The organism is Bacteroidota bacterium (assembly GCA_016713925.1).
Taxonomy (GTDB): domain Bacteria; phylum Bacteroidota; class Bacteroidia; order AKYH767-A; family OLB10; genus JAJTFW01.
In genome coordinates, this window is the sequence record JADJOH010000007.1 from 47,226 (window position 1) to 72,983 (window position 25,758).

Annotated in this window: 18 protein-coding genes; 11 read left to right on the top strand and 7 right to left on the bottom strand. The window is 40.6% G+C overall.

What is annotated here, in order from left to right; genetic code table 11:
- The first annotated feature begins 136 nt into the window (after nucleotides 1-136).
- From IPJ86_08315 to IPJ86_08325, 3 genes are all read left to right on the top strand, one after another.
- On the top strand, nucleotides 137-7,627 hold the full coding sequence (locus IPJ86_08315; GenBank protein MBK7887293.1) for a T9SS type A sorting domain-containing protein: 7,491 nt from the start codon (nucleotides 137-139) through the stop codon (nucleotides 7,625-7,627).
- On the top strand, nucleotides 7,624-9,117 hold the full coding sequence (locus IPJ86_08320) for a T9SS type A sorting domain-containing protein (protein MBK7887294.1): 1,494 nt from the start codon (nucleotides 7,624-7,626) through the stop codon (nucleotides 9,115-9,117). Before IPJ86_08315 ends, IPJ86_08320 begins: the two co-directional genes overlap by 4 nt.
- 152 nt (nucleotides 9,118-9,269) lie before the next feature.
- Nucleotides 9,270-10,022: a hypothetical protein gene (locus IPJ86_08325; GenBank protein ID MBK7887295.1), complete on the top strand. Its 753-nt coding sequence runs from the start codon at nucleotides 9,270-9,272 to the stop codon at nucleotides 10,020-10,022.
- Between the two features lie 17 nt (nucleotides 10,023-10,039).
- Here IPJ86_08325 and IPJ86_08330 read toward each other — a convergent pair whose 3' ends face one another.
- The 6 genes from IPJ86_08330 to IPJ86_08355 form a co-directional block, all read right to left on the bottom strand.
- Nucleotides 10,040-10,951, bottom strand: coding sequence for an SDR family oxidoreductase (locus IPJ86_08330; GenBank protein ID MBK7887296.1), 912 nt, complete (start codon nucleotides 10,949-10,951; stop codon nucleotides 10,040-10,042).
- Between the two features lie 53 nt (nucleotides 10,952-11,004).
- Nucleotides 11,005-12,048 carry a potassium channel protein gene (locus tag IPJ86_08335; GenBank protein ID MBK7887297.1) on the bottom strand — a complete coding sequence of 348 codons (1,044 nt, stop codon included), beginning with the start codon at nucleotides 12,046-12,048 and terminating at the stop codon, nucleotides 11,005-11,007.
- Between the two features lie 99 nt (nucleotides 12,049-12,147).
- Nucleotides 12,148-12,369, bottom strand: coding sequence for a PspC family transcriptional regulator (locus IPJ86_08340; protein MBK7887298.1), 222 nt, complete (start codon nucleotides 12,367-12,369; stop codon nucleotides 12,148-12,150).
- Nucleotides 12,366-13,658: a DUF2851 family protein gene (locus IPJ86_08345; GenBank protein ID MBK7887299.1), complete on the bottom strand. Its 1,293-nt coding sequence runs from the start codon at nucleotides 13,656-13,658 to the stop codon at nucleotides 12,366-12,368. The genes IPJ86_08340 and IPJ86_08345 overlap by 4 nt, the downstream gene beginning before the upstream one ends.
- 60 nt (nucleotides 13,659-13,718) lie before the next feature.
- A complete protein-coding gene (locus IPJ86_08350; protein MBK7887300.1) occupies nucleotides 13,719-14,216 on the bottom strand; it encodes an SRPBCC family protein in 498 nt (165 codons plus the stop codon).
- Between the two features lie 13 nt (nucleotides 14,217-14,229).
- Nucleotides 14,230-14,406 (bottom strand): DUF2256 domain-containing protein, encoded by a 177-nt coding sequence (locus IPJ86_08355; protein MBK7887301.1) that lies wholly within the window; start codon nucleotides 14,404-14,406, stop codon nucleotides 14,230-14,232.
- A 113-nt stretch (nucleotides 14,407-14,519) separates the two neighbouring features.
- Here IPJ86_08355 and IPJ86_08360 point away from each other — a divergent pair, with 113 nt between their 5' ends.
- From IPJ86_08360 to IPJ86_08395, 8 genes are all read left to right on the top strand, one after another.
- Nucleotides 14,520-16,196: a CTP synthase gene (locus IPJ86_08360; GenBank protein ID MBK7887302.1), complete on the top strand. Its 1,677-nt coding sequence runs from the start codon at nucleotides 14,520-14,522 to the stop codon at nucleotides 16,194-16,196.
- Between the two features lie 67 nt (nucleotides 16,197-16,263).
- On the top strand, nucleotides 16,264-18,147 hold the full coding sequence (gene yidC / locus IPJ86_08365) for a membrane protein insertase YidC (GenBank protein MBK7887303.1): 1,884 nt from the start codon (nucleotides 16,264-16,266) through the stop codon (nucleotides 18,145-18,147).
- A gap of 75 nt (nucleotides 18,148-18,222) precedes the next feature.
- A complete protein-coding gene (locus IPJ86_08370) occupies nucleotides 18,223-18,756 on the top strand; it encodes a hypothetical protein (protein ID MBK7887304.1) in 534 nt (177 codons plus the stop codon).
- A gap of 229 nt (nucleotides 18,757-18,985) precedes the next feature.
- Nucleotides 18,986-20,041, top strand: coding sequence for a T9SS type A sorting domain-containing protein (locus IPJ86_08375; protein ID MBK7887305.1), 1,056 nt, complete (start codon nucleotides 18,986-18,988; stop codon nucleotides 20,039-20,041).
- A gap of 262 nt (nucleotides 20,042-20,303) precedes the next feature.
- Nucleotides 20,304-21,398 (top strand): 4-hydroxyphenylpyruvate dioxygenase, encoded by a 1,095-nt coding sequence (gene hppD, locus IPJ86_08380; protein ID MBK7887306.1) that lies wholly within the window; start codon nucleotides 20,304-20,306, stop codon nucleotides 21,396-21,398.
- 222 nt (nucleotides 21,399-21,620) lie between these two features.
- The gene (locus IPJ86_08385) at nucleotides 21,621-22,274 is read left to right on the top strand and encodes a hypothetical protein (protein ID MBK7887307.1); all 654 of its coding nucleotides are present in this window, start codon (nucleotides 21,621-21,623) and stop codon (nucleotides 22,272-22,274) included.
- Entirely contained in the window at nucleotides 22,255-23,562 is a 1,308-nt protein-coding gene (locus IPJ86_08390) for a hypothetical protein (protein ID MBK7887308.1), read from the top strand. Before IPJ86_08385 ends, IPJ86_08390 begins: the two co-directional genes overlap by 20 nt.
- Nucleotides 23,563-23,828: 266 nt before the next feature.
- A complete protein-coding gene (locus IPJ86_08395; GenBank protein MBK7887309.1) occupies nucleotides 23,829-25,109 on the top strand; it encodes an aminotransferase class I/II-fold pyridoxal phosphate-dependent enzyme in 1,281 nt (426 codons plus the stop codon).
- A 162-nt stretch (nucleotides 25,110-25,271) separates the two neighbouring features.
- Here IPJ86_08395 and IPJ86_08400 read toward each other — a convergent pair whose 3' ends face one another.
- Complete coding sequence (locus IPJ86_08400) at nucleotides 25,272-25,700, bottom strand: response regulator (protein MBK7887310.1); 429 nt, start codon at nucleotides 25,698-25,700, stop codon at nucleotides 25,272-25,274.
- Nucleotides 25,701-25,758 lie beyond the last annotated feature (58 nt).

Sequence of the window (25,758 nt, forward strand, 5' to 3'; positions counted from 1 at the left end):
AAGACCTGCAGAATTGAATGTTCTCTAACCTGATTTGGGGTATTAACTTTCTTTGATCTTGAGTTAATACTCTCAGCTCTATTCTTACAGTTCCTTTAAAGTTGTAATGTTTAAATTAAACTTATTAAGCTCTGCCATGAGAAAATTATTTCTAATCACCCTTATCATTTCAACTTGCTTTCTGTTCAATGCCCCTTTTTCAGCGCAAACAATACCGGTTTCGATTACAGAACCCAATTCGCTTGGATCGTGCACGGATAATCTTTTTAAAGCTGCATTTAATTTGACGCAGGAGCGGCGAATCACTATTGCCTTGACTTTAAATTTTAATGGGCCAACAGTTAATTCTTGTCAATCCGCGGGGAATCCTCCTCAGGTACTCTTTGTATTGGATAGTTCAACTGTTCAGGTTACTAATATTGATGTAGATACTGCCTCTGGCACTTGGACAGCCACAATTGACTCCGGGTTCTGTGAACTGTTCTACCATGTGTATATTGATTGTTCCGTAATACCGGAGGGGTCCGGTTCGAGTACTACATTGAATTTTTTTCAAACATGGACGGATTCACTTCTTGCTGTATATAATTTAGATTCAAGCGGAGCTTCTTCAGTTCCAATCAGCGTTTTAAAACCATACCTGTATCAGATACCAGTCACAGGATTTACGGCTAATTATCTTGATACCGTTCGCATGAATTTCATGTATAAAAACACAAATTCCGGTACGGCGAATATTCTTTTTAGATTTTACCCGGATGCATCGGATTATTGCGGTGCGTTACCCATGCTGGCCTTAAATTATAAGATCGGTAAAAATGGCACTCCATTTCCATATGTACCGGGGGATGCTGCAACCACCGTTTTACCATCGGGTGATACCTTGATTTTTGAACAACTCAGCTTTGATACATTATGTATTTATTGTGATACGGTTTGCACCAATGATTCCTGTACAAGATCAGCCATTTTAAAATGGCATTGCAATATCCCTCCTGCAACGGACAGTCTGTTTTGTACCGATTGTCTAAGTGAATATGTGAATACGTACAATGTAGTTAATGCATCTGTTCATAATGTGAGAGTGGATAGGCTTGACCCGGACCCGCAAACTGCCTTTTATGACCATAGCTGTTTAAATGATACCACTGTTCTTTTTTGGAGATACAGCATCACTAATAACGGAATGGCTGCTCTTGATTCGCTTAAGATTTCTCTAAATTATTTCGATACAGAAAGTTTTGGTCATTTAACATTGATACCCGGATCCTCACTTTCGGTTTCTTCAAATTGTAGCGGTTGTCAGATAACTACTGACACTACACATCGAGATATTGTTTTATGTACGGGATTAGTACCGGATGCTTTGTTTAATGCAAGTACTGTCGTAACAGCATTTAGTCCAAAAGATACGGTTTGGATTAGCTTTACTACAGTTCGATGTGGCGAAGAAGATGATCAGGCATTATTAAATGTACCTAAGTACTTTAATCATTGGAAATTAAAAGTATTAGGTAAAACTATTTGTGGTGAATCTGTAAGTGTTTCTCCCGACACAGTCAATAATGTAAGCTATTCTAATCCGTACAATTCCTTGCATGACTTGGACCTTAAACTTCAGTTTTTACCTACAGTGACGGATTTGAGCGTACCAAAGGATTCCGTTTTTGGAGATACTTCACTGTTTAATATTACCTGCAGGGAAATTGTAAACAGTAAGTATGATTACCAGCTTTTTGGTAGTAATAGTTCAGAAGAATTTAAATTATCGGGATGGCTAAAAGCAGTTGTTCATTGTGAACAAGGGCTGGTTATCAGAGACAGGGAGAATCAGGTTTATTTTGAGTATTTTAATGCGAGTGGAAATAAAGTAATCATAAATGCCGACTTCTATCATACCCTGATTCCAAAAGATACCTGCATGGCAGGAGATTATGTTTTTTACTTTGATTTGAATGATACGCTGATGTTCGATGCAATAACTGGTGGTGATTTTATTTTTACTCTGCAGGCCTGTTGCAGTGGGTCATCCGGAACAGTGGATTTCGATGTAAAATTTTATGTCATACCTGATCCTGATTCCTGCATTGCACTTACCTACACAGACACTTTGCATATACAACCGCCCAATTGTACAGGCATAGCTTGTAATAGTTGGATACCGCTTTCATCAGCAGAGAGTCGTATTTTTAAACATTGTCCGGGATGTTTGGCCCCGGGGGTGATTGTCAAAGACTATAAAATGCACAGGACCAGTTTCGGTATTCAGGATAGTGATAACGATGGTATAGCAGACACATCGTTGCCACAAATTGCAGAGAGCACTAGCTGGTATAACACCAATAAAAACAATCTAAAATTATTATACTCCTCATATGGTGATACCATAGAAGACCGACTTTCAGCTTTTTTTCAAGAAGGGGATCCTGGCAGTGACGGATATAGCTATCTTCAAATGAAAAATGTCGGACTTACCTTGCCATTTCTGCAGTTGTCCCGATTGATTCCTGCGGGCTTTGATACGATGAAATTGGTGCCGGTTTCCTTCACCTTTTTTATAGATACGCTCACTGATTCCACCAATGCAAATTGCATCGACTGTAGCGGTTTTGCTCTCGACCCGGCAAGAACCAGAACCATGTACCATATTACAAAATCCGGAAATGCTATGTATACCTTTCTGGATACAGTTCAAAATGCCAATCGGTTATTATTTACTTTTGATGGATCAGTGGATTCTGCTTTTCAACTTATAGGTAACCTTGATAATCCTGATTTTTTAGATTCGCTAGCTCCTTTTGAAGGCTTTTATGAGGGGCAGCGATTCCGGCTAAAGGTACAATATTCCGTTTGTGGTAATTTTATAACCGGTAATGCCGATGTCATGACCCTTGAAAATACAAGCATCAAATCAGAAATCTTAAATCAGATGTGGTTAAGCGGGAAGAAGCAGCCTTATAATGCTTTTGAAACTGTGGCCCAAATGGCTAATACGGTATCGATACTAAGAGATTCTTTGGGTATCACACTTGATACAAATAGCGTCCCACCCTATGATTTAATGGATACAACTTTCACGAATGATCATTTATTTTTTTGTGAGACTTTTGGAGGACTTCACTATTTCTTTTCTCAGGATGCCAAGAACTTTACGCTTATGGAGAATGGACCCGGTTGTACAAAACTGTTAAATGTAAAAGCATATTCCGTCAGAGCTGGTTATCCCTATGTCATAAATATTTATCCTTTTGAATACCGTCCGGCAAGACTTTGGCCGGAGACCTATGAAATCAATGTACCGCCTGGATATTATATTTCTTCAGCACGGGTTCGCCATGAATACAGACATAATGATTCCACTAAAATCTTGCCCTGGCATTCTTTTGACGTAATTGATACCACCGGAAACTTTATACTATTTGATGACAGCCTTCCCGGGGCAAATTGTCTTTCAGAAATTTTTTACCCTTTAGCCCCATCTGATACAAATTTATACGTACATTCGGGAATGACGGAGCGGACCCTGCAATTTACCCTTACCCCGTTGGATTGTGATACAGGCGTGTTTATCACACATGATTCAATGGCGGTCATCCTATTTACAGCAGAAGGATATGCTTGTGTGGATTCAACAGCCTGCTCCCCAAATCCACAGCTCATCCGCGGCTCGAATGCTAATACCAATGTGAAGATTGTAAATCGTCCCAATTTAATGGTTCAGGCTGCTCCATTGAATATTCCGGCATTTGAAAACAGGATATGTACCCAATTGTATATTACAAATAATTTGGTATTGGAAGATGGTATCTATTCAACTCAAGCAGCCCATGTATTTATAGCGGTACCCGATACGCTGACACTTCCTTACCTTAACAATTGGGTTTTTTATGGCCAGGATACTATATATCCCGTTGGTGGTATAATTCCAATAGATACAGTGTTTGCTGTAGATCGCATTGTTACCGGATTACTCTGTGCTTCGTTTGTTAATTGTGAATTGGAAAATACCCCTTTCACCATTTATACGGGATGGAACTGTGCGAGCTATCCCGATACTCCATTTGTTCCTGATCCCTCACTTTGTCACGTAGATTCTTTTGGTTTTGATATTTCCCCACAAGATGTCAATTTGGGTAATTTTGGAAAGGCCCCCTTGAGCTCCGGACCATTTTCTTTATGTGATACGATTCTTGTCCAAGCGGACTTTAAAAATACAGAGGGAGGGTTTTCATATCCACTATTCGTGACACTGGATAATATTCCAAATGCATTGGAAATATTAAATGTATTTATTGCTTCGCCCTGTAGTTCTTCCGGTTCCAACACCTGCCCATTGACCTATAACGACTCTTTGGGATATTATCCCATTGAGGCCTGGGCATTGGATTCCGTGGGAATAAGCGACAGCGCGCTCTCCGGCGGTGAATGCCTGCAGGTGAGGGTAAATGTAATTCCGACCTGCAAATTTGAAAGTGATACCATGCCTTCCATATCGTTGTATGCCATTGATTATTGTGGCAATATGGATACCAGCAAGGCCACCCATAATAATGCCATCACTATTGATAGCAGCCATTGTTCCAACTGTTTTACAGTAGAGAAACTGGTGAGTCAAAGTCCTGCTTTTCCCGGCGATACCGTTGAATTTTATATAATAATATGCGGAAACAACTCCTCCATACAGCCGGTAGTGATTTATGAATACCTGCCTTCTTCATTTGTGTTGACAGACTCCCTGCCACTATGGATTTATGTACCTGCCGACACGTGTGATACACTGATTGTAGAAGGTTACTTTTCCAGCTATGTTGATTGTAATGATTCTTCAAGTTTCAATAAGGTGGTGGTAGAAGGGAATAATTATTTAGACTCAGCCTATGCCTGCATAGAAGTTATAAGTCCTTGCATTAATGACTCCACCATTATTTTTGAAAACGGTGGTTTAGCTACATCTTATGGTTCTTCTTACTCAAATGAGCATATTTACTTAGATGGCATTTTCTATGTTGACACGAATATGAGTTTCGAAAATTGTATTATTAAAACTAGGGCCGGCTCATCTATAGTTTTGTTAGGTAGTAACACGATCAATTTTTACAATACCACCATCTCCGGCTGCGACACCATGTGGCAAGGGCTCATCGTAGATTATATCGGCACAGTGATTTTAGAAGACCTCAACAGCATTCAGGATGCCCATGAAGCGATTAATCTGGGGCCCAAAGGAAATCTGCTGATGAACAATTCTGAGATCATCAACTCGGTAACCGGTATAAAAGTTCCACCCACCTATCCCTCATTATTTGGAGGGACAGTTGATCTCAGACAAGCTCGTTTTGGAATGTATGCATCTTCATTCCTTCCGGATTATCATGGACAACCAATGCACGATAGTGTTCTTCCCTATGCGGGAGTTGATGTCAGTGATGCTGTGTTAAGTATTGGTGATGATAGTTATGGCACCAACACTTTTCACAATATGAATATTGGCGTGAGGGGATTCAGAAGTGATTTGAATGTGTACAACTGTACATTTGACAGTATACGGGCCATTTATTTCTACAATTCCAAAGGAAATGCTAGTGCGGTGGTGATTATCGGAGATACAGCCAATAATGTGGCTTCCAGTCTACGTGTGCATCCCATCGATCCTTCTTTGAAAAACATGGATTATTGTCAAACAGGTGTGTATTCTTTCTATTCGAATTTAGCAGTTTATGGATGTTTTATGGATCATATGTTCGATGGGGTAACCGTATATCATTGTAAGGATAACCTCGTAACAGGTGTGAACGGGAATGAAATCAATGCACGCCATCATGGCATCTATCTTTTTGATAATTATGGAGGATTATATCAAAATTTTGAATCAAATCGAATAACCATTGACGGTGAAAAGAGTGGTGTAGGAATATTGGCTCAGGAGCTGAAAACGGCAAGCAGTTTTAATTGCACCATTGTTTCAAACCAAATTGATGTAACAAATGGAAAGGCCGGTATTGAAATGATCAATCTGGACAAGTCAACAGTTTCCTACAATAGAATTAATTTATTTCCCGGAACAATTTCTACAGCTCCCACTTCCAACGGTATTTTAGTGGAAGCCGGTCAAAACAATACCGTGAGTTGTAATGATGTATTGGGATTTGGCGATGATGACACCCTTCGAAACGGTTATAAAGTGTCACAATCCTTAGGGAATAAGCTACTGTGTAATTCATCAGATAGTATTGGCTATGCTTATCTTTTTGAAGGCGCCGGATGTACCGGCACCCTTTTTAAGGGGAATTATATTGGGAAAAGTTATTCGGGCTTGTATTTGAATAGTGCAGCGATAATTGGTCAACAACCAGTTATACAACTTCCGCTTTTAGCTTATCATGGAAATGTTTGGGAAGACTCATCAAGATATTCAAGCGGTTTTGGTGCAGTGAATTTGAATGAATTTCCACCAATCAATTTATCTAATAGTCTATTCACAACCAACCAAAATGTATCCGGTCACAATCCGGTAATTCCGGATAGTGCAAGTCAAGGACCTTTTTATGTAAATGATCAGAATTGGTTTTCACCACAAAATCCAGGAGGTCATTTTGATTGTATTCACAACGAGACTTGTCAAACATTATTAAATGGTGGGGGGGATGAAGAGTTTCGCATGATGGTGGTTGAGGACAGTTCGGTAACCAGTATTTTTATTGAGGAATCTAAATTAATTGCTCAGCAAAAAGTATATAAAGAATTAATTGAGGACAGTGTGCTCTCCTCCTCAAATACCAGGTACAGTGATTTTATTTCTGATAAATCTGTCACATCCATCGGTAAGCTGTATCAGGTTGAATCAAAGCTTAGAGAGTTGGCTGTTAGTGACTCATTACTATCAAGTACAATAGTTAATAACCGCAGTTTATACCAAGTTTATGTTGACAGTCTTATTGTTTTAGCGCAATTGATAAAGACCGATACCTCTTCTGCTTTACGTATGCTTAAAGATGATTTAATAGAGGAAATTGCAACTTTAAGAAATACAATATCAACCTCAGTTGATCAGTTAATTCTGAAAACTGATTCAATATTTTTAGGCGCTCGTAACATAAATGAAACAATTGCACCCGCCGGTATTCCTGATGCAAATGAAGCGTATATCAATGAAGTCCATTTCAGGTATAGAAAAGAAGGATTAGCGGTGATAATTAAGGAATACGAAAATATTCTTCAGGTCGCTGTACAATGCCCTTCATCTGGAGGGCCTGTTGTTCATAAAGCAATGATATTTATTTCGCAAGTAAATGACAGTATGCAATACAATGATGGAGAGGTGTGTTCAACTATAGGAATTTTCAGAATGTCTAATCCGAATAGTAAAAATAATTTAGAACCAAAACTAATCTGTTTCCCCAATCCTGCTTCGTCTTCACTACAACTTCTTTTTGATGGGCTAATTGGTTCAGAATATAATTTAGAAATACACGATAGTTCCGGGAAATTAATTATATCGAAAAAGTTCACTTCTACTTCAGGTGCATATTATCTGAATACGTATTCTCTTTCCAATGGATTATTTCATGTGTTAGTTCGCGATAGTGAAGGTATAAATGTAAGTTCAAAGTTTATTATGTCGCGATGAGAAAAACAATAAAACTCTTACTATTTATGCTTTTATTCAGCAATCAAATTGTTGGCCAGGGATTTTATAATCATCAGTGGTTGTTGGGTAGTTATTTGTTTTTGCAAGACCCTAAAGGAAGAATTGTGTTCGATTCTAGTTCATTTTCCCATATTCCTGAGTTTAGAAAAATGGTGTTTTGGGGAACCGAAGCCACCATCTGCGATGCACAAGGAAATTTTTTAATGAGTAGTAATGGAGTTTGGATTGCCAATGCCAACAACGATACGATGTTGAATGGGTCAGGATTGAATCCAAATGGAATAACATCTAACTGGGCTTTCGGATTGCCGATGACTAGTAATGCAATGTTTATTCCTTTTCCTGGAGATTCAACAAAATATTTATTAATTCATCATTCTGCCACATTTGATGGATATTCCTATCCTGCTTATGAAATTTATAATAGTACTATAGATATGTCACTTGATAATGGATTAGGTGGGGTGACAGTGAAAAATCAAATACTTTTATCAGATACATTGAATTGGGGTATAGGGGCTTGCAAACATGCAAACGGTCGTGATTGGTGGATTGTAGCTAGTAAAAATAATAGTGATATAATTTACACTTTACTTCTTACGCCTTTGGGATTAACTCTTATGAATACGCAACATCTTATTCTTCCTAAACCTTGGTATAACGTAGCGCAACCAACCTTTTCTTTAGATGGAACAAAATTTATATATAATACATACGATACAACTACAATAAATAGTTTCGTAGTTTTTTCGGACTTTAATAGATGTACTGGAATTTTTTCAAATACTCAAACACTTCAAGTTACCAATGGTCAATTAATATGGGGGCTTTGTCAAAGTCCTATAAATAATCTATTTTATGCTTGTAGTAGTTCACGAATTTTCCAGATTAACACGGATAGCCTGACAGTTGACACAGTAGCCAACTACGATGGCTTTATTTCTCCTCCCGGGCAAACCTGTTGCGCCACATCCTTCTGGAATATGTATCTAGCCGCAAACGGAAAAATATATATCACCAGTGGTAGTGGAGTTCAGCATTTGCACGAAATGAACTATCCCGACAGTGCTGGTCTTGCCTGTGATGTTCAACAGCATGCAATAAACCTTGGGTACGCACAATTACGAGCTGTCCCCAACCATCCTAATTACAACCTCGGTCCGTTAGTAGGAAGTATTTGTGATAGCCTGAGTGTGGGTTTACCTGAGCAAGGGCATGATTTCAGGTTTGGGATTTCACCTAACCCTACTTATGATGGTAGTATAAAATTAGTGTATTTGCTCCCTCAAAACCAACCCGGCCTGTTTGAAGTATATGATATAACAGGGCAGTTGGTGTATAAAATGAATTTACCGCTCTGGAGTACCTTGCAGTATATTCACTTACCGGAGCTAAGTAATGGAGTGTACACCTGTGTAATTAAAAGTGGGTATGAGAGAGTGGGGAAAAAGTTGGTGGTGATGCGATGAGTAGTGAATAAAAATAAATCAATATTGCTTTTAATGAATATTTTTTGAAGTTTTAAATAATACTACCTAATTTTGTTAAGATGAAAGTGTCAGAATGTAAATTGTATTTATTGAAAAATGGTTTGTTGGGGTGGGTTTTATACTTGAGTTCAATGAGTGCTTTTGCTCAAGTCGAAACCCCCGTCAACCCTGTCGGTGCTCCAACAACAGTGGTGTCGCCAACGGCTGATTTTGCTACTGCCCTGTCTATAAAATACAATATCCTGGATCCTGTTTCAGGGCTGCATGGTATCTATTTTCAACCGGAATTTTCTCCCAATGCATCGGTTGAGTTTGGGATTGGTGTGACCCGAAAAAATCTGCTGTTCTCTACAGCCACAACGGAGGAGAGTAATGGGTTCTTCTCGAGATCATTTAATTCGCCCTATTGGGATAAGCCGAACCAAAGCGATATTGAAGACTTCTTCTACGATTATGATAACCGCAAAGCGAAAAGTGGCTGGTATTTTAGTGTAATGCCTCGCCTGGCATTCTCCTCTATGGTATCGGCTCAGGCTCCGTTTATCGGATTGAAGTTTGAATACCGTAAGTATAACTGGAGAGCCGATGCATTGTTGCCTTCAAATGAATTGGAGTATTCCGGAAAATCAGAATTGAAAGAGCAAGAGAGACAGTTGAATTTCCTGTTTGTTTATGGAGGCAGATTTTCGGGTGGAGGATTTATTCTCGAATGGTATGGTGGATTGGGTACCCGCCATTTTACCCTTACCAAACGGGATAACGGAGTGGAGTATAACGGTTCTCCCGCCGTGGCTACGCATGGATCAGTATTGTCTGATTATAAGAAAACATCAGCCATGTTTGAAGTGGGAATCAATATCGGCTATCGAATGGGTGGACAATAGTGAAACACTATTATTTTCTAAATCACCTGCTTTTTGCTGAGCTGCTCCTCTACAATCTTTAATCCTTCTTCCAGTGTATGTGGATGAAAATTTAATTCTTTGGTAGCCTTATCAATGATAAAGCCGGTTTTCAGTGGACGTAAAGCCGGTTGCTTTAAAGAGGCTGTTGTGATCGGATGAATGTATTTTTTATCCAGCCCAAAGTGATCGGCAATTTTATACGCGATGTCAAGAATGGATAAAACTTCCTTTCCCGAAACATGAAAAAGGCCTTCTGTTTTATCCATCGCGGCGGTTATACAGGCTTCGGCAAGATCTTCCGCTAAGGTAGGTCCGCGGTATTGATCATTGATGACATTGATGTCAGTGCCCGCTTCAAGTGATTTTTTTGTCCAGAGTACAACGTTGGAGCGTTGAGTATCATCCGTCACTCCATAAATGATCATCGTGCGCAGTATGGTCCATGGAAGTCCGCTGTCCATGACGAGTTGCTCAGCATCAGCTTTGGATTGCGCATAAACACTTAAGGGGCCTATAGGATCTGTTTCCCTGTAAGGTCCGGAAGTGCCGTCAAAAACGAAATCAGTACTGATGTAAATGAAGTGTGACTTATGCTTTTTCGCTGCAACTAGTAAAGTGTTTACGGAATCAACATTATTTATCCTGCAGGCCGGGGGATCCAATTCGCAAGTGTCCACATTGGTCATGGCCGCAGTATGGATGATACAATGGGGTTGATGGGTATGGATAATTTCCTCTACCCGCTGTGGGTTGTTTAAATCAACACTTTCGTAAATGTATCCTTCCTTCAAATGAATACGGTTTTCACCTCGCGCGCAAGCAATAAGAGTAATGTCTTTGCGATGCATTAAGGCATACACCAGTTTTTGTCCGAGTAAGCCGTTAGAACCTGTTACGAGAATTTTCATGAATACTGTTTAGTGCTTTGGAGGATGAAATGCATAAAGAAACATAGGTTGACTTATGCTAAAACTTGCAGCAAGGTTTCAATTTGCTCTACACTCCCTAATACGAAAAATTTCGAATCGGGTTGCATCAATGTATCCGGTCCGGGATTGATGATGTATTCTCCGGAAGCATTTTTGTAACCGATGATGCTGGCACCTGTCTTGTTCCTGATATTTAATTCGCCTAATGATTTACCTTTTAATTCCTGCTTGAGTTTGTTGCATTGAATTTCTTCCAGCCGGATATTTATTCTGCCCGTAATATGATCAATAAGTTCAAGTACATCGGGCCGTGTGACCAATGCCGCCATATGCGTTCCTCCGATTTTATCCGGCATGATGACATTGTTGGCGCCGGCCCTTCGCAGTTTTCTTTCAGATGTATCTTCCGATGCACGACTGATAATTTTTAATTCAGGATTTAGTTCCCGTGCCGTCAAAACGACAAAGACATTGGAAGAATCCACCGGCAAGGTGGTGATCAATGCAGTGGCCTTTTCGATGCCGGCTTCCTGAAGAATTTCATCCCGCGTAGCATCGCCTTCAATGAAAAGATAATTGGCTTGTTCGCGGAGATCATGTAATGCTTTTTCGCCATTCTCTATTACAACAAAAGTCTGATTGTGGGCCAATAACTGATCACAGGCTTGCTTGCCATTTCTTCCAAACCCGCAAACAATAACATGGTTTTCGATTTTACTAATCATTTTCAAGACTTTTTTATATTTGAAATAGCGTTGTAATTCCCCTTCCATGATATAGGAGGTGATCAGGGAGATGGCATAAGCAAAGGTTCCGATACTGATGATGATTAATCCGACAACAAACCATCGTCCTGCATCTGAAAGCGTATGTACAACACCTAATCCTACAGTAGATAAAATGATGATGGTAGTGTAAATCGATTCGCTCAGACTATACCCCTCTATGAGCATAAATCCGGCAATGCCAATAATCATGATTCCGGCTACCATTGCAGTGGCAATCTGTAGTTTCCGGATAAAATGAAAATGCTTTTTATGCATGTGGCGAAGATAGTAGTATTCGCCAACAGACATTTATGATTTTTGTCGCGGGTCTTCCAAAATAATGGTGGATAGAGGCTTGAAAAAAAGGATCTGGCTTCAGGGCAACAGGGTCATTACAACATTTTTTACTTATAAATCCCAAACACTGCCGCGCCGTTGAACCTGCATCATGTTTCGCAATTTCTTCACAAAAGCCATGATCATGTAAATGATAATAGGGGAACCCACGGTCAGGAACGAAGCGTAGATAAAAAACATCCGGATGGCCGCTGATTTGATGCGTAGCTTCTCTCCCCACCAATCACATACCCCGAACGCTTGTCGCTCGAACCAGGATTTAATAGTATTTATAATGTTTTGCATGGTTGCCGTAACAGGTATTGTCCGATGCCGCAATTTACACATTTTTTATAATCGCAATAGTTTTTTTTTAGGTGAAGTAACGCTTGTGTTTCTCCGGCATTACAAGCCTCCCATCCACTGTCCTGCCATCCGCGTATGATACGATTGCTCTCAGGCCGGCATTTCTCCATCCAGTAGAGGGATTTTTCGCAGAGGAATGCCAATCCCTGCTGTCGTCCGTAAAAGAAAAGAAAGGGGATTACCGCATTGATGATGAGTGTCAGGATGGCCTCTTTTCCAATGCGCTTGGCATAGCTATCTGAAGGTAACCCGAAACGGTAATGTTGGTACCAATAATCGGAAGCTGCCACATCGAGTATCTCCGCTAAATCGTTGATTTCACCAGCAGTGATGATCCGGTCGAGCAAAAAATCTTGACCCGCATGGAGCATGGCAAATTGGGAGATGCGGAGCGTAGGGAAGTTGGCCGGTCGGAGTCCTCCGAATTTCCAGACATGGGGCGACATGGGCTTAAGCAGATACTTGTTTTTAAAAAAACGATATTGCCTCTTTAACCTTTCCGGATAGGCTTCAGGACTCTGTACAGGTAACAGTCCCGCCTGTCCGAAAAGTAAGGCTTCCAGATCCTCGGCTTTATGCCGGTGTCGTGCTATGAGGGGATATGGGACGGCTTTGGCCAACACTTCGAAAGGGCCGGCGTTGACTTTGAATCCGAAGGATCGGGCCAGCAAATGGTATAAACTATCCGGCCACCGCTTTTCTTGTAGAAGATGTAATTTATGGAGATCTTCAAATCGGCTCTCCAGCCGCTCTGTTAACAGGCGATCCAGTACGAGTGAACGGTCGAGGAGGGGCACCTCCGGTAGTTGTCGGCTGCAGGAGACAAAAGGCGATGCTCCCTGCATCAGATTATAATAATGTTCCAGGTAATGTGCCGGATATTTACCTTGCATCACGAGCGTTGGCATCGCGCTCCCATCCAAACGCAGAATTTCGGTATCGGAAATTTCAACGGCATGGAGGATGATGTTATCGTACGAAAGATCTCCCGTATGATGGTGTCTGTACCAATCGCTGGCTTTTGTATGTATTTCTACATTCCCTGCCCAAACGATGCCGCCTATCCGAAGTCGGGCGTTGAAGAAATCAGGTCCGCTTTCAAAATTTCTATTTCCGGGATGCAGAATTTCAATTTCTTCCCCTGTGATTAGTTTCAGCAAATGACTTTGTAGAAGCCGGTGTTGCCATATATAATAAAGGAAATCTTCGTTGATCATGCCACAAACCTAGGTGGCCGATTTTTTTTACCCGTCGAATAAACGCTTATATCCGTTTAATTACGCTTCTACCGGTGTGGCTCTGCTATTTTCCCCCTTCCATATTCCAAAAAGCGCTTCAAGTTTTTTATGGCGATAGTCAAAAATCCCTGTTACTTGTTTTCTGACAAATAAACTGTTCGCTATTCTCCCCAGAAAACCAAATGGAATTTTATAATGTATGCGGTCTTGCATCTCTACGCCACCGTCAATCTCTCTGAAAAAATGAGTATGATGCCACAGCGTATAAGGACCAAAACGTTGTTCATCTACAAAATATACGCCTTCTTTTACATGCGTAATTTCAGTGACCCAGCGCATCGGGATGTTTAATATCGGCTTCACAATATAGGAGATGATCATGCCGGCATACATCTTTTCTCCGGGTGTATATCCGGTAGTGATTTCAAAGCCCATATGCGGTGGAGTTATGGTTTTGAGGTTCGCCGGTGAGGAGAAGAAATCCCACGCTTTCTCAAGGGAGATGGGTATACGTTGTGTGGTTTCTAACTGATGCATGGCTTATTTTATTTTATGGAGATGGTCTCCCGGTTAATTTTGGAAAAACTTTAATTACTCCCCCTTTGCACTTAACACTACAGTATTTGACATCCTCCCATACCCTCCTCCATTTCTTTCTCCATGTGAATGGGCGGAGGCACGTTGAGCAAATTTTAGTTGGAAGATCCTGCTTTTTTACCCCGCGCACGGTTAATAAACAATGCTTTAAGGGAAAAAGTTTTAACCAAATTCAACCTATTTATACAATTTCATCTTTTTGCCGGCTTCTTTCCCTTAATTTTGCCGAAACTCCCGCACACCATGTCACCTGTAAGCACAACCTCTGTCCGTTATGTATTCGTAACCGGAGGGGTAACCTCTTCCTTAGGAAAAGGAATTATCTCCGCTTCTCTAGCTAAATTATTGCAAGCCAGAGGGTATAGGGTGACCATTCAAAAGCTGGATCCTTATATTAATGTGGATCCGGGTACATTGAATCCTTACGAACACGGGGAATGTTTCGTCACCAATGACGGCGCTGAAACTGATCTCGACCTCGGTCATTACGAGCGCTTTTTAGATATCCCAACCTCACAGTCAAATAACGTCACCACCGGACGGATATACCAAACCGTTATTAACCGGGAGCGGGAGGGAGCGTATCTGGGAAAAACGGTGCAGGTGATTCCGCATATTACCGATGAAATCAAACGTCGTATTAAATTGCTCGGGGAAACCGGCGAATACGATATAGTGATTACGGAAATTGGTGGAACAGTAGGAGATATTGAATCCTTGCCGTATATCGAGTCTGTGCGTCAGATGATTTGGGAGATGGGCTCCTCGAATGCAGCAGTTATTCATCTGACTTTATTACCTTATTTAAGTACAACCGGGGAACTCAAGACCAAGCCTACTCAACACTCCGTTAAAATGTTATTAGAGTATGGTATTCAGCCGGATGTACTTGTTTGCCGTACCGAAAAACCGGTTTCGAATGATTTGCGTCGTAAGATTGCCTTGTTCTGCAATGTTAATATCAATGCAGTTATTGAATCTATTGATGCTTCAACGATTTATGAAGTTCCTTTGATGATGCTAAAAGAACAGCTCGACAAGGTAATTATCAATAAACTGAAGTTGCCTTTGAAGCAGGAGCCCGATATGTTGGCATGGAAGGATTTTCTGGGCAAATTGAAAAATCCGGTCTATGAAGTTCGTATTGCGCTGATAGGTAAGTATATTGAGTTGAAAGATGCTTATAAGTCTATTGCGGAATCATTTATTCATGCCGGTGTCTCTAATGAATGCAAGGTGAAACTGGAATGGATTCATTCAGAAAAGCTCGATGCCGGAAATGTCAAATCTACACTGGGAAGTATGCATGCTATTTTGGTGGCCCCCGGTTTCGGTGAAAGAGGTATCGAAGGTAAAATTGCAGCCATTCGCTTTGCCAGGGAAAACAAAATTCCATTCTTAGGAATATGTCTGGGAATGCAATGCGCTGTAGTAGAATTTGCCAGAAATGTCCTGGGATTCGCAGATGCTCATTCTACTGAAGTGTCACCGGAATCCAATTACCCTGTTATAGATATGATGGAGGATCAAAAAGATATTCAGCATAAAGGGGGTACCATGCGTCTGGGTGAGTTTCCTTGTTCAATTGTGAAAGGAACGAAGGCGTATCATGTGTATGGGAAATCAAAAGTCATGGAACGCCATCGCCATCGCTATGAGTTTAATAGTAAATACTTAAGTGATTTCGAGAAGGGGGGTATGATTGCCTCCGGTATTAACCCGGATAATGGATTGGTAGAAATGGTGGAATTGAAAAATCACCCCTGGTTTATCGGCGTTCAGTTTCATCCGGAATATAAAAGTACTGTCCTGCATCCACACCCGCTTTTTGTTCGCTTCGTGAAGGCTGCCCTCGATAAATCCAACGGTACTCTACAAGAACCAAAGTCGGATGCAACGGCTGTGATTGTCAATAGTTGAATTTTAGCGCCCTCTTTCGCTCTCTGATCCGCTAAGGATATGTATTTTTGCGAATAAATTTCCCTGAATGGATCGTATGTCAATGATCGGGCTATTTCTTATTGGCCTGATACTTATAGGTAGTAGCATTTTTTTCGCCCCCACTGAGGAGGAAATGGCTGCATTAAAGAAGCAACAGGATAGTATTGCCCTGATTGAAAAAGAGGTTGCGGCTAAAGCATCGGCTCAATTGAAAGCAGCCACCGTCGCGGCAGATTCCAATCTCACCGCACCTGCAATTCCTGACTCTCTGAATGCGGATTCGGTAAATGCACTTTTACTTTCCGACAAACTAGGCGTTTTCTCAGCGGCAGGGCAAGGTGAGGAAGAAATTGTCAGTATTGAAAATGAAGTTCTAAAAGTAAATCTGACTACCAGAGGTGGAAGGATTAAATCTGTCGAACTGAAGCAGTATAAAAACTTTGAAGGGAAACCGGTCCGGCTTTTTGAATCCGACTCTACCCGGTTTGGATTAAACTTTTTCGCGCAGAATAGAATCATCTCTACCAACGACTTGTATTTTAAAGCTTCCGGGAAAGGGTTTTCGGTTGCAGCAAAAGATAGTTCAACCTTTACCATGCGTCTGGAAGCAGGTGCTCCTGATCGTTACCTCGAATATGAATACGCCCTCACGGGTGATAAGTATGTTATAGGATTCAAAGTGAACTTTGTGGGATTGAATTCAATTATCGCCTCGAATACAGGCTATGTGGAATTGAATTGGGTGGAGGAGTTGATAAAGCAGGAAAAAGACATGACTGCTGAGCGAACCAATGCTACCATGTATTATATGTTCGCGGATGAAGATAAAGAAGTAGATTATCTGAGCGAAACGTCGGATGAAAGTGAAGAGATAAAAACGAAGGTCAAGTGGGTGGCTATGAAACAGCAGTTTTTCACACAAGTGCTGATTGCCGATAAGGATTTTGATAAGCCGACACGAATTGAAACGATTGCCGGTGTGGAGGAAGAACCATTTGTGAAACGCATGAAGGCTTCGTTTACGCTTCCTTATAATCATGGGCAACGTGAATCTTTTGCAATGCATTTTTATATCGGCCCCAATCACTATCAGTATCTGAAAAAAGCAGGCGATAATCTGGAAAAGCAAATTCCTCTGGGATGGGGCATTTTTGGTTGGGTGAACCGGTTTATTGTAATTCCGATTTTTAATTTCCTGAATAGCTTTAACTGGAATTATGGCATTATCATCTTGATTCTTACCATCGCCATTAAAGTGATGTTGTTGCCACTAACGTTTAAGGCATACCTCTCTCAGGCAAAAATGAAAGTGCTCAAACCTGAAATTGATGAAATTCAGGGCAAGTTCAAGGAGGAACCCATGAAGTTGCAGCAGGAAATGATGGGGCTATATAGAAAGGCCGGTGTGAGTCCGTTGGGTGGCTGTTTACCGATGCTCTTGCAATTGCCTATCCTCATCGCTATGTTTAGATTTTTCCCTCAGTCCATCGAATTGCGACAGGAGAGTTTCCTCTGGGCGAAGGATTTAAGTACTTATGATTCTATTCTTGACCTTCCCTTTAGCATCTGGGGGTACGGCGATCACGTGAGTCTATTCACTTTGCTGATGACCATTTCAACAATTTTAATTACGATGGTCAACAGCTCAAGTGCAATGACGAATCCGCAAATGAAATGGATGATGTACCTGATGCCGATTGTATTCCTCGGAGTATTTAATAATTATTCAGCCGGATTGAGTTATTATTATTTTCTGGCGAATGTGATCAGTATCGGTCAGCAGTTTTTGTTTAAGTCTTTTGTGGATGATGATGAAATTCATCGTAAAATTCAGGAAAATAAAAAGCGTCCCGCTAGCCAGACAAAATCGAAGTTTCAGCAGCGACTCGAGAAAATGGCGAAGGAAAAAGGCTATAAGATGCCGAAATAAATAGTGTGATATCCCGTTAGCATTCACTCGGCCCTCTTTTATAATCAGTTCTATTGAGTATAACGTTATCCTTAAATGATGAACCTGCGTATTGTTTCTGTATTGCTTATTGCTGCAGCGCTTACATTGTCCTGTAAAACAAAAAAATCAGGATCATCCTCAACAAATAATTCGACTGTAAATTCCGGATCTTCAAATGTGGAAGATTCCTTGTTAGTCGCTATAAGCAGAGGGGCTTGCTTCGGTGCTTGTCCGCAGTTTAAAGCGACGGTTTACAAATCCGGATTTGCCGTATATGAAGGAGAGAAGAATGTAAAGAAGACCGGTACATGGACAGCCCGGCTTTCGACTCAGCAGTTAGAAGATTTAATAAAAGTAATTCGCAACTATAAAATGGAAGAAAAGGATTCTGCTTATGTGAATAAGTACCTGGCAGATTACCCGGCTTATTTTCTTTGGATCTCTGATAAAAAACCTCGTAAGGAAATTCTGATAAACCATGAGGCCCCACCGGTGGATATCGTTGAGTTTACTCAGATTTACGAGCGCTTATTGGATAATTTGCAGTGGCGCCTGGGGCCCGGCAAACCCCGTCAGGATACGGAGTAATCGGATTTATGGAGTGACTGAAAGTGGGTGTATTAACATTTTGACATACGTTACTGCTCATCTTAAATAGCGACAATTAAGCAGAATTGGCAATGCTCAAATAGGTGTGGAAAGTTAGAATAGATTTTAAATAGCTTTGACAAAAGAAGAAAACACGAAAACCAAAAATTTATTTTTCGAGAAGCAACCTTTTTCTCAATTTTCCTGTCTTTATTTTAACCTCCGGAAAATGAAAAACATCCTTCTTTTAATAGTGCTTGTTTCAGTATTCAATACTACGCGTGCGCAAGTTCCTTCAACTTGTATAATTCCTCCATTGTTGATGAATGAGTACGGCCGCGACATTAAACAATTGGCAGTCCAGAGGCTTTTCGAACTCCAAAGTCCGGACACCGCTCTGGTGCGAATACCACAGGAATATACTGACACGATTTCAGAGGGGATGGCAGCTATTTTAAATGCGATTTCAGTTCCGGAAAGAGATTCCGTATTTAATATATATTGTGTTCATCAACTGAATCCGTTTGATGGTTTTGGGGCTTATGACGGTTTACTTGTAAAAGTTGATACCAATTATGCATGGACAAGCGCATGGCAAAATTTGAATACAATTACAGGCGATCCTCTTATTGATACCCTTGTTACCAGGTATAGTTTGACCATCTCTAATTTTTACAATTGGACAATTGGAAATTATGCCGTGTTATCTACAGATTCATCCTGGAATATTTTTGCACTGATAGATACTATTGAAATGGTACCCGGTGTACTTACAGCTGAACAAAATAGTCTGGTAGGTGTTGCGGGAAAAATTTCATACAGCAAAGTCGGGAATTCAAGATTTTATGATTTTTATTTCGAGTATCAGGATTGTTTTGATGGATGTGATGCGTACCGAAGATGGACATTTAAAGTGAATACAGATTGCTCTGTGGAGTATCTTGGTTTTGTGGATTGGTGTTTCTGGGGTGTTGGTCAATGCCCTCTTCCTGCACCAATAAACTGTAATACCTTTACATCCATTAAGGAAGATGACTTTGAAAAAATAAATTGTAGGGTTTTACCAAATCCTTCCTCCGGAAAATTTCAAATTGAAGTGATTGGGGTAACGTTTTGGAGTCATTTTAATTTGGAAGTTTATAATTACCGGAGTGAGCTGATTTATCATTCCGAACTAAAAAATAGCAAATCAGAGATTGATTTAAGTGATCAAACACCTGGTATGTACCTTGTGAAAATTTATAACGAACAGTCCCTTCTGACACGGAAAATTGTCATTCAGTAATTTCTCTTCATGTGCTTTTCTTGCCCAATCTGTTCGTTTTCTGATTTTAAAATGGTAATAATTGTGCATTTAAATTGAATGACAGGTTTCTTATCAGCCCTTTATGGTATGTTGTCAGTTAAAGCTCCTGCTTCCTAAAACTGTAAAAGACTAAACATTAAGGAGGTGTGTCCACATTCTGTAATGTATGCCAATTGGTCTAAAGTATTTCCTCGCTATTTACAGGCAGAACCCTTAAATTTGTAACCTAAATCGTTTGAATATGTCTACCGACTTCTTACCCTTAAATGGTACCGATCACATCGAGTTTTATGTAGGTAATGCGAAGCAATCCGCTTATTATTACCAGCATACTTTTGGTTTTCAGCTTGTTGCTTACGCCGGTCCGGAAACAGGGGTCCGTGATAGGGCTTCGTATGTGTTGCAACAGGGCAAAGTTCGTTTTGTATTGACCACCGCACTTCATCCCGATCATGAAATTACCCGGCACGTAGCTGCGCATGGAGATGGTGTTAAGGTGTTGGCTTTATGGGTGGATGATGCCGAGAAATCATTTTATGAAACAATGTCCCGCGGAGCAAAAGCGCATACGCAACCTGTTACCTTAACGGATGAATGGGGAGAAGTGAAGATTTCAGCTATCCATACCTATGGGGAAACCATTCATAAATTCGTGGAAAGAAAAAATTACAAGGGTGTTTTCATGCCCGGATATAAACCGGTTTCGGCCACAGTAAAGTCTGAGCCGGTAGGACTGGAAGTGATTGATCATTGCGTCGGGAATGTGGAACTGGGGAAGATGAATGACTGGGTGAAGTTCTATGAAGATGTCATGGGCTTTAAAATGATCATTACATTTGATGATAAAGATATCAGTACCGAGTACAGTGCACTGATGTCAAAAGTAGTGTCTAACGGTAACGGGTATGTTAAATTTCCGATCAATGAGCCCGCAGAAGGAAAGAAGAAATCGCAGATCGACGAGTATCTTGAATTTTACCACGGAGCAGGCGTACAGCATATTGCAATTTTAACCAACGATATCATTAAAACTGTTTCCACATTGAAATCACGTGGTGTTGAATTTCTGGCGGTCCCCCAAACATATTATCAGGAACTTTCTGCCAGAGTAGGCAAAATCGATGAAGATATGGAAGATCTGGCCCGACTGGGAATCTTAGTCGACCGTGATGAAGAAGGATACCTGCTGCAACTTTTTACGAAACCGGTGGAGGATCGCCCTACAGTGTTTTTTGAATTTATTCAGCGAAAAGGTGCACGCTCCTTTGGTAAAGGCAATTTTAAAGCATTGTTCGAAGCAATCGAAAGAGAGCAGGCGTTGCGTGGTAATTTGTAAACCTCTATTTTAAGTAATCGGTCCTTTGTGAAGTAGCGATTTCCGGAGGATGTAAATTCGTCTGGAAAAGTTGATGGATAACCCCATTCATACTTGACTTCTATTGCCCCTTTTTTTCATATCAAGTTGATTTACAGAATTAAATGAGTTTGTGGAACTGATTTCCTGCAACCTTTATGCTTGTTTCAAGTATAAAATCAGGATAAAATCTGTTAGCTCAACATGGCAAGGAAAAATTTAAGTCAGAAAACCGCATTAAAAACTACGGTTCGTTTAACAATGGTTGCTGCTGCTGCTGCTGCCGCAGGATTGGTAATGTTGTTAATTGTAATTTTTAATCTTTCGAATGATGAGGAAGGGAGAGCACAATCTTCAATGACTTTCAAACAGGCCATTACTACCCAGGATACAACCCGTATTTTGCGGGGAAGTATCAATCAGCAAATCATAGGTGTAATGATAGAAACATCAGGAAAAGGAACACCTTTGAAAGTGAATTCAATTACCTTCTCGGCAAAGGGTACATCGTTACCCGTGGAGAATAATGTGGAAAACGCCCGACTCTGGTATACAGGCAATGACCCTGAATTCTCCTTGCAGCAAACCGTGGGTACAACAGTTTTAAAAATTACGGATCAGTCCTTTCTGTTTTCAGGAAATATGGCACTTCTTCCCGGTAGAAATTATTTCTGGTTGACGATGGATGTCAAGCCGGAAGCTGTTACCGGTCCGGGAATGATTGATGCGGCTTGTCATGAGATCCGGATTGGTGCAATAGCCTATCAGCCTACTATTTCAGATCCCATGGGCAAACGGTTCACTCAAGCGAATATTCCTTTTTTACTCTATGGGCAGCATGTCGCTGGCAAAAGTTAGTTCATGGAATTCGAAGCGGGATGGCTCTGGTGTGGCTCCTCGACAGATGAGTGAATCGAGAAATAGTTATTTCATTCAGGCAGGCCATCGTATGATCAGCAGTACGGGTTCCAATATTCAAACATTGGTCGTTGAAAAAGGAGGAGAATTGAGAATTACAGCACCACTGCGACTGAATGCCATGTATGTGGCCTGTGGTGGAGTTTTGCAAATGGATACTGCCATCACTGATTATTTTTCCTTCGTAGAGTTTTACATGGACAATGCGTCCATGTATATTCACAACAATGTAGGTGTGATTCCGGGAATGCAATGTTATTTTGCACCGGGCTCGGGGCAGGTATTTTTTAAATATGGCCCAAATACATTCAGAAAGGATATCGCTTTTGGTAATTTATCGATTGATGCGGCAGATGCTACAACGTCAGATTTTGGCGGGAAAATTGAAAATATTCAGGGGAATTTTGAAATACGCAGGACAGGTAGTGGCGGAACCGGCATTGTGTTTAGTGGTAATAATACGTTGAATATTGGCGGTTCTTTCCAGCTAACAGGTGGTAAATTCTCCGGTGCTCAGCAGGGAACTTTGCAATGCAATGTGGCCGATGATTTTATCTTGAAGGGAGCTGATTTTACTGATTCGCAAAATGCAAAAATGAATGGGAGTCTGAAGTTGAAAGTGAACGGAGATGTCATTTTCCTCAGTGGTTCGTTTAATACTTCTATCCACCCGGAATCTGAAATAATTCTAAGCGGTTCCGGCTCTTCCAGGTGGATCCAAAAACCAACCTGTGAAGTGGTGCTCGGAAATGTTAATCTCTCAGAGAAAAGAAAACTCGTTATTAAAGGAGATCAGTTTGGAACAATTGCCGCAGGAAGGACTTTTAACGTGAACCAGGGGGGGGAATTGATGTGTGAACAAGTAATTATTCAGGGAAAGGGTACATTTCATCTGGACGATAAATCTTTGCTGGGTATTGGTCATCCCGATGGCATTTATTCGAAAGGAAATATGGGGAATATTCAGACAGCTATCCGGAAATTTCACTCGGGATCAACCTACTATTATTATACCTCCAGTGAGCCGCAACAAACGGGTGTGTTTACGACCTATCCGAAGGAAAACGCCGTCTATCGTTTGATTATTAATAAAGCGCATTCTTCCCAGGTGCTTAACCTTTCACAAAGCATATCAGTAGACGACCAATGTAAAATCAACCTTGGCGATTTGCGTTTTAATGGTTTTGAATTGAAGCTGGCTTCTTCTCAGAACGCAGGATTTAATTAAAGTTGAACCCTATTTGATTAATGCAGGAAAAGGTAAGCCATCTGCAGACTTTAGCTATTTAATGGCTTTTTTGAATAGTATTTTGGCTTGAAAAGGCAGTAAACAAAGTTTTTAATGTGTTTTTTTTGATTTTGTAATTAACACCTGTAGGTTAATAAATGCAGGTAATTTAATGTCCATGCAAGAACTATGAATGATACTTTTAGACAGTTGCTAAATCTACAATAATGGTATTGTGATTCAAGTAACTATATCGAAGAGCGCATATGGACTTAGAAACAGGAGTAAAAAGCAAGCACGAACAGATTCTATCATTATTAGATGAAGTTTCTATTTCCGGAAAAAAACTTGGAATTATATTGCAAACCATCGAAGATTCAGAAATCGATGGGCGACATGTTACCCTGAATGGTAAACGCATTAAAAATTTCAGCTCTTGCAGTTATCTCGGTCTTGATCTTGATCAGCGCCTGATGGCCGGTGCTATTGATGCCATCACTCGCTTTGGCGTGCAATTCTCTTCTTCGCGATCTTATTTATCATCCCCATTGTATGGTGAACTGGAGGAGAAATTAGCCAGAATCTTTAAAGCTCCGGCCGCTGTTTTTAATACAACTACTCTGGGACATCTGAGTAATCTGCCCATTTTGATTGGTGATGAAGATGCCATCGTGATGGATGTGAGTGTGCATTCCAGTGTTCAAATGGCAGTTTCGCTTTTGAAAGAAAGAAATATCCACACCGAAATCATCAGACATTCCCGCTTGGATATTTTGGAAGATAGAGTGAAGGAGTTAAGTCTGACACATAAAAAAGTTTGGTACCTCTCCGATGGTGTGTATTCCATGTTCGGTGATCTCGCCCCTGTGAATGATATTATCAAGTTGATGGATATCTACGAACAGCTTTACCTCTACGTGGATGATGCACACGGAATGAGTTGGGCAGGCGAAAATGGTGCGGGTTACGTGATGAGTCAGGTGCCTTTTCATAAGCGAATGTATCTGACCACCTCTCTCGGTAAAGCTTTCGGAGCCAGTGGTGGAGTAATGGTCTTTCCCGATGATGAAGATTATAGGAGAGTACACGATTATGGTAAAACATCTATTTTCTCGATTCAGGTACCACCGCCGGTTTTAGGGGCTGCCGTCGCTTCTGCAAAAATCCATCTCTCTGCAGATATTTATACCATGCAAAAGCAATTGCAGGATAGAATTAAGTTTTTCAACCAGACAGCCAAAATGCTGGAGATTCCAATGCTTTCCGATGATATTTCACCCGTGAAATTCGTTTGTTTGGGTAAGCCGATTATGGGTTACAATATGGTGAGTCGTTTGATGAATGCCGGTTTTTATGTGAATCTCTCCGTTTTCCCAAGCGTTTCGTATAATAATACCGGTATGCGAATTCCACTTTCCTTACATATGACGAAGGAGGATATCTCCGAATTGTTGAACGAAATAGCATTGCAACTACCACAGGCAATGAAAGAGAATGGAACGTCAATAAAAGAAATTAGGCGCTATTTTAAACTGGGGTCAAAGTAGAAATTCTGATTTTAAAAGGCTGCCATTGCAAAAAAAAAAGGAAATGTCAAACATGAAATGCTTTGATGTGTTCGGGATTTGCCTGTGAAGCGATCCGGTGTTTTTTGTTCAAAAAATTGCCAAATTCTTTGAACGAAAATTCACAAAACCTTACATAGTGGCCTATGGCCATTCACATATTTTCCAAAAATTGGCAAGTACCTGAAAGGTGGTTTCAAATTGAGCAATGTCTACCGGTTTCAAAATATACCCGGCAACATTGTGCTCATAAGCTTCCTTACGGTCCGCATCATCATTGGAAGTGGTGAGAACAAAAACACTAATCGACTTGATGGCTTCATCCGCACGAAGTTCCTTTAAAAACTCTAATCCATTCATCTTAGGCATGTTAATGTCTAAAAGAATAACATTGGGCATCGGATCTGCCTTCGTCTTCCCATTGGTTCCCCGAAGTATATCCAAAGCTTCTTCGCCATTTGGTGCATGCAAAAGCTGGTTGGTAATATTCAGGCGCTTGATAACACGGTCAATCACCATTTTATCTACCTGGTCATCTTCAATGTGTAGAATCGTTACTGGTTTTTCACTCATGGTTCTTGTTTTTAGAATTTATTGTAACCACTTATGTCCATTTATCGTAAAGAATTAG